This is a genomic window from Pseudomonas sp. S60, from assembly GCF_016647865.1.
Classification (GTDB): domain Bacteria; phylum Pseudomonadota; class Gammaproteobacteria; order Pseudomonadales; family Pseudomonadaceae; genus Aquipseudomonas; species Aquipseudomonas parafulva.
The window spans coordinates 126590-142862 of sequence record NZ_JACVVH010000001.1 but is presented as its reverse complement, the minus strand read 5'-3'; the positions used below and the strand labels follow the sequence as shown (position 1 = coordinate 142862).

Sequence of the window (16273 nt, the reverse complement as noted above, 5' to 3'; positions counted from 1 at the left end):
CCGATGAACTTCTCAAAATTCTTCATCACCCGGCCTATCTTCGCCGCGGTGCTGTCGCTGGTACTGCTGATTGCCGGCTCGATTTCACTGTTCCAGCTGCCGATCAGCGAATACCCCGAAGTGGTGCCGCCCACGGTGGTGGTGCGCGCCAACTTCCCCGGTGCCAACCCCAAGGTCATCGGCGAAACCGTCGCGGCGCCGCTGGAGCAGGCCATCACCGGGGTGGAGAACATGCTGTACATGTCCTCCCAGTCCACCGCCGATGGCAAGCTGACGCTGACCATCACTTTCGCCCTGGGCACCGACCTGGACAACGCTCAGGTGCAAGTGCAGAACCGCGTGACCCGCACCCAGCCCAAGCTGCCAGAAGAAGTGACCCGCATCGGTATTACCGTGGACAAGGCGTCCCCGGACCTGACCATGGTGGTGCACCTGACCTCACCGGACAACCGCTACGACATGCTGTACCTGTCCAACTACGCCATCCTCAACATCAAGGACGAACTGGCGCGCCTGGGTGGTGTGGGCGACGTGCAGCTGTTTGGCATGGGTGACTACTCACTGCGCGTCTGGCTGGACCCGAACAAGACCGCCTCGCGCAACCTGACCGCCAGCGACGTGGTGGCCGCAATCCGTGAGCAGAACCGTCAGGTGGCGGCAGGCCAGCTGGGCGCACCGCCCGCACCGGGCTCCACCAGCTTCCAGCTGTCGATCAACACCCAGGGCCGGCTGGTCAACGAAGAAGAGTTCGAGAACATCATCATCCGCGCTGGCGCGGACGGCGAAATCACGCGCCTGAAGGACATCGCCCGGGTGGAGCTCGGTTCCAGCCAGTACGCCCTTCGCTCGCTGCTGAACAACCAGCCGGCGGTCGCCATCCCGATCTTCCAGCGCCCAGGCTCCAATGCCATCGACATCTCGGACGAGGTGCGGGCGAAGATGGCCGAACTGAAAAAAGACTTCCCCGAGGGCATGGACTACAGCATCGTCTACGACCCAACCGTCTTCGTCCGCGGCTCCATCGAGGCGGTGGTGCACACCCTGTTCGAAGCGCTGGTGCTGGTGGTACTGGTGGTGATCCTGTTCCTGCAGACCTGGCGCGCCTCGATCATCCCGCTGCTGGCGGTACCGGTTTCGCTGATTGGTACGTTTGCCGTCATGCACCTGTTCGGGTTTTCGCTCAACGCGTTGTCCCTGTTCGGCCTGGTACTGGCGATCGGTATCGTGGTGGACGACGCCATCGTCGTGGTGGAAAACGTCGAGCGCAACATCGGCCTGGGCCTGAAACCGCTGGAGGCCACCCAGAAAGCCATGAGCGAGGTCACCGGCCCGATCATCGCCACTGCGCTGGTGCTGTGCGCAGTGTTCGTGCCTGCCGCTTTCATTTCCGGCCTCACCGGGCAGTTCTACAAACAGTTCGCGCTCACCATCGCGATTTCCACCGTGATCTCGGCGTTCAACTCCCTGACCCTGTCTCCGGCCCTGGCTGCGGTACTGCTAAAGGAACATCATGCGCCCAGGGACCGCTTCTCGCGCCTGCTCGACAGGTTGCTGGGCAGCTGGCTGTTCGCGCCGTTCAACCGCTTCTTCGACCGTGCCAGCCACCGCTATGTGGGCGGCGTGCGCCGGGTCATCCGCTCCAGTGGCATTGCACTGTTCGTGTATGCCGGGCTGATGGGCCTGACCTACCTGGGCTTCTCGTCGACCCCGACGGGTTTCGTGCCCGCCCAGGACAAGCAATACCTGGTGGCGTTCGCCCAACTGCCGGACGCCGCCAGCCTGGACCGCACCGAAGCGGTCATCAAGCGCATGAGCGAAATCGCCCTCAAGCAACCCGGCGTGGCCGACTCGGTGGCCTTCCCTGGCCTGTCGATCAACGGTTTCACCAACAGCCCGAACAGCGGCATCGTGTTCACGCCGCTCAAGCCGTTCGACCAGCGCAAGGACCCGAGCCAGTCTGCTGCAGCCATTGCTGCTGCGCTCAACGCCCAGTTCGCCGACATCCAGGACGCCTACATCGCCATCTTCCCGCCACCGCCGGTACAAGGCCTGGGCACCATCGGCGGTTTCCGCCTGCAGATCGAAGACCGCGGCAACCTGGGTTATGAAGCACTGTACAAAGAAACCCAGAACATCATCGCCAAGAGCCACGACGTGCCAGAGCTGGCGGGCTTGTTCACCAGCTACCAGGTGAATGTGCCTCAGGTGGACGCGGCCATCGACCGGGAAAAAGCCAAGACCCATGGCGTGGCGATCACCGATATCTTCGACACCCTGCAGGTGTATCTGGGCTCGCTGTACACCAACGACTTCAACCGCTTCGGGCGCACCTACCAGGTGAACGTCCAGGCTGAACAGCAGTTCCGCCTGGATGCGGAGCAGATCGGCCAGCTTAAGGTGCGCAACAACCTGGGCGAAATGATCCCGCTGGCCACGTTCCTCAAGGTCAGCGACACATCCGGGCCTGATCGGGTGATGCATTACAACGGTTTCATCACCGCCGAGATCAATGGCGCAGCAGCCCCCGGCTACAGCTCGGGCCAAGCCGAGGCGGCCATCGAAAAACTGCTCAAGCAGGAACTGCCCAACGGCATGACCTACGAATGGACCGACCTTACCTACCAACAAATCCTGTCGGGCAATACGGCGTTGTTTGTGTTCCCGCTGTGCGTGCTGCTGGCCTTCCTGGTGCTTGCCGCCCAGTACGAGAGCTGGAGCCTGCCGTTGGCGGTGATCCTGATCGTGCCCATGACGCTGCTGTCGGCCATCACCGGGGTGATCGTGTCGGGCGGTGACAACAACATCTTCACCCAGATCGGCCTGATCGTACTGGTGGGCCTTGCCTGCAAGAACGCCATCCTGATCGTCGAGTTCGCCAAGGACGAACAGGCCAAGGGCCTCGACCCGCTGGCAGCCGTGCTCGAAGCATGCCGCCTGCGCCTGCGCCCGATCCTGATGACATCGATCGCCTTCATCATGGGTGTGGTGCCGCTGGTGTTCAGCTCCGGGGCCGGCTCGGAAATGCGCCATGCCATGGGTGTGGCAGTGTTCTCGGGGATGATCGGCGTGACGGTGTTCGGCTTGTTCCTCACCCCGGTGTTCTTCTTCCTGATCCGCCGTTTCGTCGAACGTCGCCAGGCCCGCAAGGCCCAGCACGCGCCTTCGCTGGAGAGCCACGCATGAACCTGCTCAAACCCTTGACCCCAAGCCTGTTGGCATTGGCCCTGGCAGCCTGCGCCGTGGGGCCGGACTACAACGCCCCGGCCACAGCCCCTGCGCAATTGGCGGGTGACGGCCAGGCCCAGGGCTATGACCGCAGCCGCTTCGAAACCCTGTGGTGGAAGCAGTTCGACGACCCGGTGCTGAACCAGCTGGTTCAGGCTTCGTTGCAGGGCAACCGCGACTTGCGGGTAGCCTTTGCTCGGCTGAAGGCTGCGCGTTCGATCCGTGAGGACGCCGAGAACGACCCCTTCCCCGTGGTCACCAGCCGCGCCAGCAGTGAGATTGGCAAAGGCCAGGTGCCAGGCCAGACGGAGCGCCGGGTCAACACCGAGCGCTATGACCTGGGCCTGGACATGGCGTGGGAACTTGACCTGTTCGGCCGCATCCAGCGTCAGATAGAAGCCAGCCAGGCGCAGGAGGCGGCGGCAGCCGCAGACCTGCAACAGTTGCAGGTCAGCCTGATTGCCGAGCTGGTGGATGCCTACGGCCAGTTGCGCGGGGCACAATTGCGCGAAAAGATCGCCTTGGCCAACCTCAAGACGCAGCAGCAATCACGCACCATCACCGAAACCCTGCGCGATGCGGGGGTGGGCAACGAGCTGGATGTGGTGCGTGCCGATGCCCGCCTGGCCGGTGTGGAAGCCAGCGTACCGCAACTGCAGGCGCAACAGGCCCGGGCACGGCACCGCATTGCCACGCTGCTCGGGCAACGCCCCGAAGCGCTCAGCGTCGACCTGGCGCCCAAGGCGCTGCCTGCCATCGCCAAGGCCCTGCCGGTGGGCGACCCCGGCGAGTTGCTGCGCCGGCGCCCGGATATCCGCAGTGCCGAGCGCCAGTTGGCCGCTGCCACGGCCAACGTGGGCGTTGCCACCGCCGACCTGTTCCCGCGGGTCAGCCTCAGCGGGTTCCTGGGGTTCACCGCGGCCCGGGGCTCGCAGATCGGCTCGTCGGCGGCCAACGCCTGGGCGCTTGGGCCGAGCATCACCTGGGCCGCGTTCGACCTGGGCAGCGTGCGTGCGCGGCTGCGGGGTGCCAAGGCCGACGCCGAGGGTGCTTTGGCCAACTATGAGCAACAGGTGTTGCTGGCCCTTGAAGAGTCGGCCAACGCCTTCAGCGATTACGACAAGACCCAGCAGCGGCTGCTGTCGCTGATGCGTCAGAGCGACGCCAGCCGCAAGGCTGCGGAACTGGCCTCGATCCGTTACCGCGAAGGCACGGTGGACTACCTGGTCTTGCTCGATGCCGAGCGCGAACGGCTGAGCGCCGAAGATGCCCAGGCGCTGGGTGAAGTCGACCTGTACCGCGGCATTGTCGCCATCTACAAGGCCTTGGGTGGCGGCTGGCAACCTGAAACGCTCGCCAGCGCACACTGAGGTCCCTGTTCCAGGCTCCTTTGGTTGGCTCGTCCAGCCAGCGTTTGCCCCGCCGGCTTGTGTCTGCGGGGCTTTTTTTGCTGGGTGTGCCGTGAGTGGTCGTTGCAACGGAGTCTGCGGCGATTTGATTGAGCGCCGCTCGCGCGGCGCATCGCGAGCTGCGCTCGCTCCTACAGTGTTGCGTGCGCACCCAATGCCAATGGCTCCTGTTCTCGGGACGCGGTTGCATTTCCCAATCTGCTGGCCCAAGCTCTGCCCTTCCGCCGCTACGGACCGTCCGATGCCCAGACGCAACCGCTACCTGATCGCCCTGCTACTGCTGATCGTGGTGGTGGCTTCGTTTGGCTACCTGTGGCGCGACGTGAAGCCTGCGCAACCCTCGCTGCCGGCTCACAGCTATGTGAAAGCCCTGCGCCAGGCCCATGACGGTCAACCGGGGGCGGCACGTGTGTTGTATCAGCAACTGCAACGGGATGACCTGCAGCCCATCCGCCGTGCCGCACTCTATACCGAGCTGCCCAATTATCCGTCGCCGCAGGCGCTGAAACTCGCCCGCACAGACCTGGAGCATGATGAGCCGATGGTACGGCGGGCAGCCATCGCGGGTATCCGCCGGCTGTTGCCCGCCGCACAGCGTAGCCTGGTGCTTGGCCCGCTGCTGGAGGACGGCGATCAAAGCGTCCGCTTCGCTGCAGTGGATGCATTGGTAGGCCTCGACCCCGATGCCATCGGCCTGTATTTCGGCCCGTTGCAAAAGGCCGTGGCGCAATACCAGCAGGTACTGGAGCAACAACCGGAAGATGTCGATGCCCAGGTACACCTGGCACGGCTTTACCTGCACGAGGCCGACTACGCCCAGGCGGGCAAAGCCATCGACCGCGCGCTGGCCGCCGCCCCCGATGACCTCGACGCCCTGGCTACCCAAGTCCGCCTGCTGGAACGGCAAGGGCAGCACGACGCCTCACGCCAGGTGCTGGGTAAGGCATTGGCCCTGAGGCCTGACTCAGCCTTCCTGCAGCACGAGCTTGGCCTCTGGCTAATCCGTCACGAGCAACGCGAATACGCCCTGCTGGCCCTGTCACGCGCCGTGGAGCTCGATGCGGACGATGCCGACTACCGCTACACGCTCGCCGTGACCCTGCACGACCTGGAGCAACATGATGCGGCGCAGAAGCAACTGGAGGCCGTACTCACCCGTGAGCCGGCCAACCGCCGCGCCCGCCTGCTGCTGATCAAGTACTGGAAAGAGTCAGGGCAATTGCAAAATGTGCAGGTGTTACTGGCCGAGCTGGAGCGGCAGAACCCTGACGACCCGTTCTTGCAACAAGGGCTATAGCAATCCGACTGTTTTGTTGAACCCTCCCTCTGGCACAAGGTCGAGAGCATATCGGGCTGCCATTTCAGGAGAGCCATCTTGGCCAGTACACCGGCGCTAGACCATCGTGCCTTGATACTGGCACCCCAGCCTGTGGCTGCGGAAACTTCACGCTTGCTCGCCTCGGCCGGTATCGACAGCCTGTGCGCAGTGGACCTGGCGAATTTGCACGCCTGCCTGGCTGAAGGGGCTGGCTTGGCAATCATTGCCGAGCAGGCGTTTGTGCAGGGGCCTTGCCTGCCGCTGCAAGCATTCATTGATGAACAACCGTGCTGGTCAGACCTGCCAATCGTCCTGGTGCTAGAGAACCAGGCGTCGTTGGGCGGGCAACCCAACCATCCTACGGGCAACCTGATCCCGCTGATTTCGCCCTTTGCAGCAGCCCAACTGCTGCACGTCACGCAGTCTGCGTTACGTCACCGCAAAAAGCAGTACAGCGCGCGGGACCAATTACGCGCCTTGCAGCTGCGGCTCGACACCCAGGATGCACTTGCACCCGAGGCCACATCTGGCAGCGACTTCGCGCGCCATCAGGCGCGCAAGATGGAAGCCATCGGCCAACTGGCAGGCGGCGTCGCCCATGATTTCAACAACCTGCTCACCAGCATAGGCGGAAGTTTCGAGCTGATTGACCGCCGCTTGAAGCAAGATCGCCGTGAAGGCCTGGGCGGTGTGGTGCAGATGGGCCGCGATGCGGTAACACGCGCGGCCCGCCTTACCCACCGTCTGCTGGCATTTTCTTCGCGGCAGTCCTTGCACAGCCAGCGTGTTGATTTGCACGCCATGCTCCAGCATCAGCCCCGAAATGTGAGCACGCCGCCAGCTGTGACGCTGTTCACCGATGTACCCGACGACCTTTGGCCGGTCGAAGTGGATGGCCAGCAGTTGCAGGAAGCCCTCGACAATCTGCTGCTCAACGCCTGTGAGGCCATGCCCAGTGGTGGCCGGCTGCGCATCGAGGCGACCAACCAGCATGTCCAGGCCGGTCAGTTTCCTGCCGGCACCCTCAGCGCGGGCGACTATGTTCACCTTCGCATCATCGACGATGGCCAGGGGATGGCCCAAAGCACGTTGGAACATGCCTTCGAACCTTTTTTCAGCACCAAGGCCATCGGCCAGGGCATTGGGCTGGGTTTATCAATGGTGTACGGCTTCAGCAAGCAGTCCCATGGCCATGCAACGCTGCGCAGCCGGGTTGGGCACGGTACCGAGGTAGGCCTCTATCTACCCCGCTACCTTGAGCGTGATCCTGGCCATGCAGAATCGGCGCAGACACTGCAACCTAGCGGCGGTCACCACGTACTGGTGGTCGAAGATGACCCGGATGTTCGCCAGCTGTTATGCCAGGCGCTCGAGGACGAAGGGTTCTCTTGCTGCACCGCAGGCAACGCCGCTGAGGGGCTAAGCCGCTTGCGCTCGGGGGAACCCGTGGACCTGTTGATCACCGATGTAGGTTTGCCCGGCATGAACGGCCGGCAGTTGGCGGAGATCGCGCGCAGTACGGACCCGCAACTGCCCGTGCTGTTCATCACAGGCTATGCAGAAACGGCAATGGCTCGTGAAGGGTTTCTGGGCCCAGGCATGCACCTGATTGGCAAGCCCTTCGAGTTGCAACAGCTGCAAGCCTACGTGATTCAGATTCTCGGAAGGCCCTGAGCGCCCTCAGGTATCAAGCATGCCGAGGGCCTTATCGGCGAGTTCAGCCAGCATGAACGGCTTGTTCATCAGTGCCGTGCCCGGCTGCTCGAGAAACTCCGGCTCGACCTGCTGTTGGGCGTAGCCGGTGATAAACAGGATTTTCTGCTGTGGCAGCTCCATCCGTATCGCCTTGGCCACCTGCCTACCACTGAAGCCGCCAGGCAAACCGATATCGGTGATCACCAGGTCAAACACGTCACCCTGATGAAACCGCTCCAGTGCCGTATTGGCGTCGGGCACGTCCGTCACGTCGAAACCACGCTCGGTCAGGTACTCGCGCATCACTGCACGCAGATTCAGTTCATCATCGACAAGCAGTACCCGCTCGCCGCTGGCCCGGCTCACCGACCGGCCCAGATGCGGTTGCTCCTGAGCAATGGCATGCAGACTCCGCGGGAACAGCATGCAAACCTTGGTGCCCTCATTCACCGATGATTCGATCCAGGCATACCCTCCGGATTGACGGACAAAACCGTACACCATGGACAAACCGAGCCCAGACCCACGTCCCATGGGCTTGGTGGTGAAAAACGGCTCGAAAGCCCTGGCCACATCTCGCGCCGGCATGCCGTGCCCGGTGTCCTCGATGTGCAATGCCACGTAATCACCGGGTGGCACCCCGGTTTCGTCGGGGAGCCACGCCGTCAGCCGCTCATTGACGGTACGCACCGTAACGCTGCCACGGCCGAGGCAGGCTTCACGTGCATTGGCACAGAGGTTGATCAAGGCGTTTTCGAATTGGGGAACGTCAACATTCACCGCCCACGGTGCAACATCCAACTGCCATTTCAGGCCTATCTCCGCGCCCAGGGTGCTCGCCAGCAGCGGTTCACTCTGGCGCAATTGGCGGTTGAAATAAATGGGTTTGGGGGCCAGCGGCCGCTCGCGGGAGAAGGCCAGCAGGCGGTGGGTCAACTCCATTGCACGCTGCACCGAATCACGCGCCACCCTGACGTAGTCGTCTACCCGCTCAAGGCGTCTCTCGTTCAGCCGGCTCTGCAACAGTTCGAGGCTACCGCCGATACCTGCCAGCAGGTTGTTCATTTCATTACCCATGCCACCCGCCAACTGGCCGACCACCTCCATGCGTTCGTTATTGCGTAACAAAGCTTCGGATTGGCGCATGGCGAGTTCGTGGTGCTCGGTAATGTCCTGCCCCACCACGGTCATCAAGCCTGCCTCGAAACGCGCGCGCCAGGTAAACCAGTGATAGTGGCCATCGCAGTGGCGCAGGCGGGTCTCCACCTGGTCCGCATGCCTGTGCTGAAGCAGGCCGTCCACTGCCAGCTGCACCTCGGCGCGGTCGGCTGGGTGAACCAACTCCAGGATCGGCATGCCCTGCACGTGTTCCTGGGCCCAGCCGAGGATGCGGAACCAGGTCGGGTTGGCGCCATGCAATTTGAGATCAGGGGTCAGGGTCATCATGGCATCGTGCGACAGTTGCCATATCTGTTCGCGCTCGGCCGCGTGGCGCTGGATATCGCGCTCAAAACCCTCTGCAAGCCTGCGCCAGTGATCGCGCGCTTCGATGCTGGCCGTGGTTTCGACCACCGTATGCAAAAAGCCAGCAACCTCGCCGCGCTCATCATGCAAGGGTGTGTACCCGAACGTGCACCAGGTTTGTTCGGCACATTCCCCACAGTTGATGCGCACGGGCGGGTCTTCGACAAAGCTGCTGCGCCCGTTGAGTACGTCGAATACCCAAGGGCCTACGGCGTCCCACACCTCAGCCCACACCGCGTCGAACGCCTTGCCCTGGGCGTCAACGGTTGGCCTCAGGGCGCAGTAGCCATTGTTGGGGACAACCGTCATGTCTGGCCCCCACACCACTGCACAGGGAAACGGGGACAAATGCGCCATGTCCACTGCAATGCGCAGCGACGCCGACCAGCGTGGGAGTGGCCCCAGAGATGTGCGCGACCAGTCGAACTGAGTGATCGACACCTGTGCCAGAGCAGCCGCGGCAGCGCGCTGAGCCTGCTGTACCGGGTTCGCCGCAGCCGCCCGCGGCTTGTCTTTTGCAACCACTATCATCACTCCACTGGGTGGGCCGAAGGCGTCCACGGCGCCAAGCGCGCGCAAGGGCTCGTTTGCCTGCAGTACTGACGTTAGCACAGCGTGGCCCCACCCTCCCCCAAAGGCTGTGATCCTGCTGCCGGCCCGCGCACAGCACCCGCAAGAATTGACGCACGCACCTGGGGTAGATCACAACCGAACACTCACCGCTTTCCCCTAGGCTGTAGGCGGCTGCCCTACAGCCTGTACGCCCATGAACACTTAGGCTCGACGTTTGGCTGCTCATGTCGATCAGCAACAGGCCGGGGGCCCACCTCACCATGCACAGAATCATGAACGCCGGGCGCAGCATGCTGGAACTGGTGCTGTTGATGGCCGTAGGCCTGGTGCCTGTTTTTTCGGGCCTGTTGGTGATGATCTACCAGGTAGAGGTAAAACTTGCGGAGAATGCCGCCATCTCCGTGCAAGAGGCGGTTTTCAGCGTTGACCAGGCACTGGACCGCGTGCATGAGGTAGCGGCAAGGGCCCTTCCACTGGCCGGGCAAACCTGCGAACAGGTCAAAGAGGCGTTGCTGGACCAAGTTGCCAGCCGGTCCATGCTGAGGTCACTGACACTGGTCAGTGATGGCCAGGCCTACTGCAGTACCACGTCCGATCCACTCAGTGTACTTTCTACCCTCGCCTCACCTGGGCGGCTGGTGACGCTTTCGAGTACGTTGCAGGATCGCAATGACCACCTTTTGGTGAACCTGTACCTGCCCCAGGGTCGCCATGGCGTGGTCGCCACGGTTTATACCACCCAACTGCGAACGGAATTGAGCGCGTTTCAGGACGGCCTGACGCTGATGCTGGATTTCAATGAGCATTACCTGTGGAGCAATGGCGACAGCCTGAGCGGCATGCGCCCATCGCTCAGCGAGTTCAACCGTCAGGCTGATTCGGCCCAGTACGAGTACCGGGTTGTCGGGGGCTACGCAGCGGGCTACACCGCGCGCGAGATCCGCGAATCGATGCTCAACATTCTGCCCTCGCTGATGCTGGTTGGGCTCATGACCGGCGCAGTGATTTACTTCGCGCTTGGACGGGTTCGGAGCAGAACGCTGGAAGCCCCGGAGGGCCACCACTAAGCGCCCAGCCCCGGCCCTGGTCAGTCAGTGCTCAATACACCTCGGCGCACTTGATCACGCTCGATGGACTCGAACAGTGCCTTGAAATTGCCCTCACCGAAGCCGTCGTCGCCTTTGCGCTGGATAAACTCGAAAAACACCGGGCCCAGCAGCGTTTCGGAGAAAATCTGCAGCAGCAGGCGCTTGTCGCCAGACTCTGCGGCCCCATCGAGCAGAATACCGCGCGCCTGCAACTGATCCACCGGTTCACCATGCCCAGGCAGGCGCTCTTGCAGCATTTCGTAGTAAGTCTGCGGAGGGGCTGTCATGAAGCGCATGCCGAAGCCTTTCAAGGCATCCCATGTCTTGAGTAGGTCGTCGGTGAGAAATGCGACGTGCTGGATGCCTTCACCGTTGAATTGCATCAGGAACTCTTCAATCTGCCCGGCGCCCTTGGACGATTCCTCGTTGAGCGGAATGCGGATCATGCCATCAGGCGCCGTCATCGCGCGGGATGTGAGGCCGGTGTATTCGCCCTTGATGTCGAAGTAGCGAATTTCGCGGAAGTTGAACAGCTTCTCGTAGAAGCCTGCCCAATAGGCCATACGCCCGCGGTAAACGTTGTGGGTCAGGTGGTCGATGATCTTCAGGCCCGCCCCCGCAGGGTGGCGGTCGACTCCTTCGATGAAGTTGAAATCGATGTCATAGATCGAGCTGCCTTCTTCGAAACGATCGATCAGGTACAACGGCGCCCCGCCAATGCCTTTGATGGCAGGCAGGCGCAGCTCCATAGGGCCGGTTTCGATTTCGACCGGCTGCGCACCCAGTTCCAGCGCGCGGGCATAGGCCTGGTGCGCATTGCGAACCCGGAACGCCATGCCACACACCGATGGGCCGTGCTCGGCGGCAAAATACGATGCAACACTCTTGGGCTCATTATTCAAAATGAGATTGATGTCGCCCTGGCGGTACAGGTGCACATCCTTGGAGCGGTGGGTCGCGACCTTGGTAAAGCCCAGCATCTGGAAAACCGGCTCAAGCAGGCCGGGGGTCGGGGATGCCAGCTCGATGAACTCAAAGCCCATCAGGCCCATCGGGTTTTCGAAGATATCAGCCATGTTCGTGTCCTCATCTGCAGCGAAAAGTATTAATTGCCAGTGATGTGGAATGAAAAAGGCGGTGAGCACGGGATGCCCCGCACGCTGCGGGCGAGGAAATCACCGATGATCAATCTGAACCCATGGTCTGACATAGCGACGCATTCCGGGGGGCTTGATCCTTCCGGTGTGGAAGGATTTATTGTTCTTTTCGTAAATCGATTCTACACAGCGTAAAATCTTTTGTCGCCATCTGGTTCCTCAGCCAGGCAGACCAAGGCTATGCTCTTGAGACTGCCGCGCGGATAGGCCAGAGCATGCCCCTCACCCGAAAAACCCGGCCAGGCTTCGGCTGGCGTTCGTTGTTACCTTGGTTCGTAGGGGCGTTGCCGGCCTTGTGCGGGTTCGCGGTGATGAGCTGGCAGGTCGAGCGCGAGATGCAGGCCAGCAGCCAAGCCACCACTCAACAGGCCATGGTGCACATCGAGCGTATCCTCGACAGCCTGTCGAGCGCTGCCCATACACTTCTGCCCCTGGCCAGCACCCCATGTTCACAAGCGCAGTTGCGCTTGCGCGCCGAAGTAACCCGCAACGCTTACGTGCGCTCCACCAACCTGTTCCGCTACAACCGGCTGTATTGCACATCATTGCTCGGGGACTACGACGAACGCGTCAACCCTGACGATTACGCCGACGGCCAATTGTGGCTGATGACCGGCAATTCGGTAACGCCCAACCATCCGTTGCTGCTGTACCGCGCAAGCGATGGTGACCAAGGCGTCATCAGCACCGTCGATGGTGAGCACCTGCTCACGGTATTGCGCCTGATTGGCCCGGACCAGGCCCTGATCCTGCGCGTGGGCGATGCGTGGATGGGCCAGGACGGCGCAGTCCACCGGGGCGCCCCTGCACCTGCGGCCAAGGCCTACGTGGTGCTGGGCTCGGCTCGCTACCCGTTCAGCGTGGCAGGGGGTTACCCCGCCGATCAACAGGGCCGTCTGTTGCGCAGCCACTACCTGGCCCTGCTCGGGCTGCTGTTGGTGTTTGGCGTAGGTGCCGGCCTTGCCTGCCACTGGCAGATCCGCCGGGCCAACTCACCACGGGCCGAACTGCGCAGGGCGCTGGAGGCCGATGAGTTCGTGCCCTACTTCCAGCCAGTGGTACGCCAAGGGGACTACCGATGGGCCGGGGTTGAAGTACTCATGCGCTGGAACCACCCGCAGGAGGGGCTGGTGAGCCCTGATCTGTTCATTCCTTACGCTGAACACAGTGGCCAGATCGTGGCCATGACGCGGGCGCTGATGATGCACACGGCGCAAGGCCTGGCCCCTTATGCCGGGCTCATGGAGGACGGCTTCCATATCGGCGTGAACATCACCGCCGATCACTGCCGCGACCTTGGCCTAGTGGAGGACTGCCGCACATTCCTGCAACATTTTCCGCCTGGTCGAGTGACCCTGACGCTGGAACTGACCGAGCGCAAGCTGATCGAGCCTACCCCCGCCACCCTGGAACTGTTCGAGAAGCTGCACGACATGGGCGTGATGATTGCCCTGGATGACTTCGGCACCGGCCAGTCCAGCCTCAACTACCTGCGCCAATTCAAGGTCGACTACCTGAAGATCGACCGCAGCTTCGTGGCGTTGATCGGCGGTGACGCACTGTCGGTGCACATTCTGGACAGCATCATCGAGCTCTCGGCCAAGCTGGGGCTGGGTATCGTGGCCGAAGGCGTGGAAACCCCCGCGCAGCGGGACTATCTGGCGCGCCATGGCGCGCACTTTCAGCAAGGCTACCTGTTCGCCAGGCCCATGCCCGCCGACCAATTTCTGGAAGCCCTGGCCGCACAACCTGGCCCCACCCGGTTGCCGCAAGGCGCGGCCCCTGAGATCATGCGCGGCTGATTCCACCGCTCCCATCCTGTATTCGAGGCACTCGTGTCAAAAGGAATTGTTTCATCGGTCATGGCATCCTGCTTGTTTGCCGTGATGTATTTCTATACGTCCCTGCTCAAGCCGTTGGATGGTGAGGAGATCTTCGGCTGGCGCACCCTGTTGACGCTGCCATGCCTTACCCTGTTCATGCTGATTTCCCGCGACTGGGCCAGGGTGGGCGAGTTGCTCGGCCGCGTGCGGCGCACACCAGTGTTGTTGCTGGGCATGTTGGGCACGTCCTGGCTGATGGGCGTGCAGCTATGGTTGTTTCTCTGGGCACCGCTGCACGGGCGCAGCCTGGAGGTGTCGATGGGTTACTTCATGCTGCCGCTGGCCATGGTGCTGACAGGGCGCATGGTGTATGGCGAACAACTGTCGCGGCTGCAGAAAATAGCGGTGGGCTGCGCCGCGCTCGGCGTGGTACACGAGTTTTACCAGCACGGCAGTTTCGCCTGGGAAACCCTGGTTGTGGTCATCGGCTACCCCATCTACTTCGTGCTGCGCCGCCGCTGCCGCACAGACCACCTGGGTGGGCTGTGGTGCGACATGTGCCTGCTGCTGCCCTGGGCGCTGTACTTCGTTGCCCAGGGGCCGCTGTCCAGTGCCGACATGCAGGCTCACCCGGGCCTGTACCTGCTCATTCCGGTACTTGGGGCGATCAGCGCCTCGGCCCTGATCGCCTACGTACTGGCCAGCCGGCTACTGCCGTTCAGCCTGTTCGGCCTGCTCAGCTACGTCGAGCCCGTGTTGCTGGTGGGCGTAGCCTTGCTGCTGGGTGAAACCATCGGCCCGGACCAGTGGCTCACCTACCTGCCCGTCTGGGCGGCGGTGCTGGTGCTGGTGCTTGAAGGCTTCAAGCACCTGATGCGTCAGCGTCGTCGCTCGGTATGAGCCGTACCTGACGTACCCGCCGCTCTTCCACGGCTTCGACCACCAGCGTCCAGCCGTTCCATGCCAGGCGGTCGCCGACCATGGGCAGGCGGTCCAGCAAGCTCATGACCAGCCCCGCCAGGGTCTGGTAGTCCTCGGTGGCCCGGGCGCTGAAGCCGGTGCGGGCGTGGACCTGGCTGAGGTTCATTGCACCGCTGATCACAAAACCCTGACCGTCCTGGACAAAGCCCGGGCCTTCGACTTCGCTGGCGTCCGGCAACTCGCCAGCGATGGATTCGAGGATATCGGTCATGGTCAGCAGGCCGGTGAAGTCACCGAACTCGTTGACCACGAACGCGATGTGAGTGGACTTGCCACGCATCTGCTCCAGCGCGTTGAGGATGCTGAAGCTCTCCAGCAGGTTCAACGGCGCCCGCACCAGCCCTTCCAGATCCGGCTGGCTACCAGACAGCAACTCTTTGAGCAGCTCCTTCTTGTGCACAAAGCCCAGCGGTTCGTCCACGCGGCCATCGCGGATCAGCGGCAAGCGCGAGTAAGGCGAATGGACCAACGCGCGGGTAATGGCGTCAGCCGGCTGGGCCAGGTCGAGGAGGTCGACTTCGGCACGTGCCGTCATCACCGTGCGAATGGGGCGTTCAGCCAGGTTCAGTACCCCGCTGATCATCACCCGCTCGCGGCGGTCGAACAGCACCTGCTCCTCGCCGCCCTCGATCAGGTCGGCGATTTCCTCACCCACTTCGTCCGCTTCCACGCGGCGCCCGCCCAACAGGCGCAGCACGGCGTGCGCGGTACGCTCACGCAGCGGCCGGTGCTGTTGCAGGCTGCGCTTGCGGCGGGCCCGGGCCAACTGGTTGAACAGTTCGATCAGGATCGAGAAGCCAATGGCCGCGTACAGGTAGCCTTTGGGAATGTGGAACCCCAGGCCCTCGGCGGTCAGGCTGAAACCGATCATCATCAGGAAGCCCAGGCACAGCATGATCACCGTGGGGTGCGCGTTGACGAAGCGTGTCAGCGGCTTGCTGGCGACGATCATGATGCCGATCGAGAAGATCACCGCGATCATCATCACCGACAGGTGTTCCACCATACCCACCGCCGTGATCACAGCATCGAGCGAGAACACCGCATCGAGCACCACGATCTGCGCGACGATCGGCCAGAAAGCCGAATGCCGGGCAGCCCCGCTGGCCTGGGTCACATGGCCCTCCAGCCGCTCGTGCAGTTCCATGGTGGCCTTGAACAACAGAAACACACCACCGAACAGCATGATCAGGTCACGGCCCGAGAAGCTCTTGTCGAACACTTCGAACAACGGCGCCGTGAGGGTGACCATCCAGGAAATACTGGCCAGCAGGCCCAGGCGCATGATCAGGGCCAGGCTCAGGCCAATGACCCGCGCGCGGTCGCGCTGATGAGGGGGCAGCTTGTCTGCCAGGATGGCAATGAACACCAGGTTATCGATACCCAGTACCAGTTCAAGCACGATAAGCGTCAGCAGGCCTAGCCAGGCCGTGGGATCGGCAAGCCATTCCATTAGCGGATACTCACGTGGGAAAGGGCA

10 protein-coding genes are annotated in these 16273 nt (G+C 62.6%); 7 read left to right on the top strand and 3 right to left on the bottom strand.

Translation table 11 applies throughout. The annotated features are described in order from the left end of the window. Positions 1 to 3: 3 nt before the first annotated feature. From IAE33_RS00535 to IAE33_RS00520, 4 genes are all read left to right on the top strand, one after another. Positions 4 to 3183 (top strand): efflux RND transporter permease subunit, encoded by a 3180-nt coding sequence (locus IAE33_RS00535; RefSeq protein ID WP_201161673.1) that lies wholly within the window; start codon positions 4 to 6, stop codon positions 3181 to 3183. Beyond that, positions 3180 to 4595: an efflux transporter outer membrane subunit gene (locus IAE33_RS00530; protein WP_201161672.1), complete on the top strand. Its 1416-nt coding sequence runs from the start codon at positions 3180 to 3182 to the stop codon at positions 4593 to 4595. Before IAE33_RS00535 ends, IAE33_RS00530 begins: the two co-directional genes overlap by 4 nt. A 280-nt stretch (positions 4596 to 4875) precedes the next feature. After that, positions 4876 to 5931, top strand: a complete 1056-nt coding sequence (locus IAE33_RS00525; protein WP_201161671.1) for a HEAT repeat domain-containing protein — start codon at positions 4876 to 4878, stop codon at positions 5929 to 5931. Positions 5932 to 6009: 78 nt separating this feature from the next. Then, complete coding sequence (locus tag IAE33_RS00520) at positions 6010 to 7626, top strand: response regulator (protein WP_201161670.1); 1617 nt, start codon at positions 6010 to 6012, stop codon at positions 7624 to 7626. A gap of 6 nt (positions 7627 to 7632) precedes the next feature. Here the strand turns inward: IAE33_RS00520 and IAE33_RS00515 are convergent, their stop codons facing one another. Next, a complete protein-coding gene (locus tag IAE33_RS00515; protein ID WP_201161669.1) occupies positions 7633 to 9702 on the bottom strand; it encodes a hybrid sensor histidine kinase/response regulator in 2070 nt (689 codons plus the stop codon). 302 nt (positions 9703 to 10004) lie between these two features. Here IAE33_RS00515 and IAE33_RS00510 point away from each other — a divergent pair, with 302 nt between their 5' ends. Then, a complete protein-coding gene (locus IAE33_RS00510; RefSeq protein WP_201161668.1) occupies positions 10005 to 10811 on the top strand; it encodes a CSS-motif domain-containing protein in 807 nt (268 codons plus the stop codon). 20 nt (positions 10812 to 10831) lie between these two features. On the opposite strand, the gene hppD is transcribed toward IAE33_RS00510, so the two are convergent. Then, positions 10832 to 11908, bottom strand: coding sequence for a 4-hydroxyphenylpyruvate dioxygenase (gene hppD, locus IAE33_RS00505; RefSeq protein WP_201161667.1), 1077 nt, complete (start codon positions 11906 to 11908; stop codon positions 10832 to 10834). Positions 11909 to 12204: 296 nt separating this feature from the next. Here hppD and IAE33_RS00500 point away from each other — a divergent pair, with 296 nt between their 5' ends. Further along, a complete protein-coding gene (locus IAE33_RS00500; RefSeq protein ID WP_201161666.1) occupies positions 12205 to 13791 on the top strand; it encodes an EAL domain-containing protein in 1587 nt (528 codons plus the stop codon). A 33-nt stretch (positions 13792 to 13824) separates the two neighbouring features. Continuing rightward, a complete protein-coding gene (rarD, locus tag IAE33_RS00495) occupies positions 13825 to 14712 on the top strand; it encodes an EamA family transporter RarD (protein WP_201161665.1) in 888 nt (295 codons plus the stop codon). Here the strand turns inward: rarD and IAE33_RS00490 are convergent. Further along, the gene (locus tag IAE33_RS00490) at positions 14675 to 16246 is read right to left on the bottom strand and encodes a TerC family protein (RefSeq protein ID WP_201161664.1); all 1572 of its coding nucleotides are present in this window, start codon (positions 16244 to 16246) and stop codon (positions 14675 to 14677) included. The two genes, rarD and IAE33_RS00490, sit on opposite strands and share 38 nt — an antisense overlap. Positions 16247 to 16273 lie beyond the last annotated feature (27 nt).

Bases quoted from the DNA above. Each gene is read 5' to 3' on its own strand.
- IAE33_RS00535 (WP_201161673.1), top strand. From the start codon at position 4: ATGAACTTCTCAAAATTCTTCATCACCCGGCCTATCTTCGCCGCGGTG.
- IAE33_RS00530 (WP_201161672.1), top strand. From the start codon at position 3,180: ATGAACCTGCTCAAACCCTTGACCCCAAGCCTGTTGGCATTGGCCCTG.
- IAE33_RS00525 (WP_201161671.1), top strand. From the start codon at position 4,876: ATGCCCAGACGCAACCGCTACCTGATCGCCCTGCTACTGCTGATCGTG.
- IAE33_RS00515 (WP_201161669.1), bottom strand. From the start codon at position 9,702: ATGATAGTGGTTGCAAAAGACAAGCCGCGGGCGGCTGCGGCGAACCCG.
- IAE33_RS00510 (WP_201161668.1), top strand. From the start codon at position 10,005: ATGCACAGAATCATGAACGCCGGGCGCAGCATGCTGGAACTGGTGCTG.
- hppD (WP_201161667.1), bottom strand. From the start codon at position 11,908: ATGGCTGATATCTTCGAAAACCCGATGGGCCTGATGGGCTTTGAGTTC.
- IAE33_RS00500 (WP_201161666.1), top strand. From the start codon at position 12,205: ATGCCCCTCACCCGAAAAACCCGGCCAGGCTTCGGCTGGCGTTCGTTG.
- IAE33_RS00490 (WP_201161664.1), bottom strand. From the start codon at position 16,246: ATGGAATGGCTTGCCGATCCCACGGCCTGGCTAGGCCTGCTGACGCTT.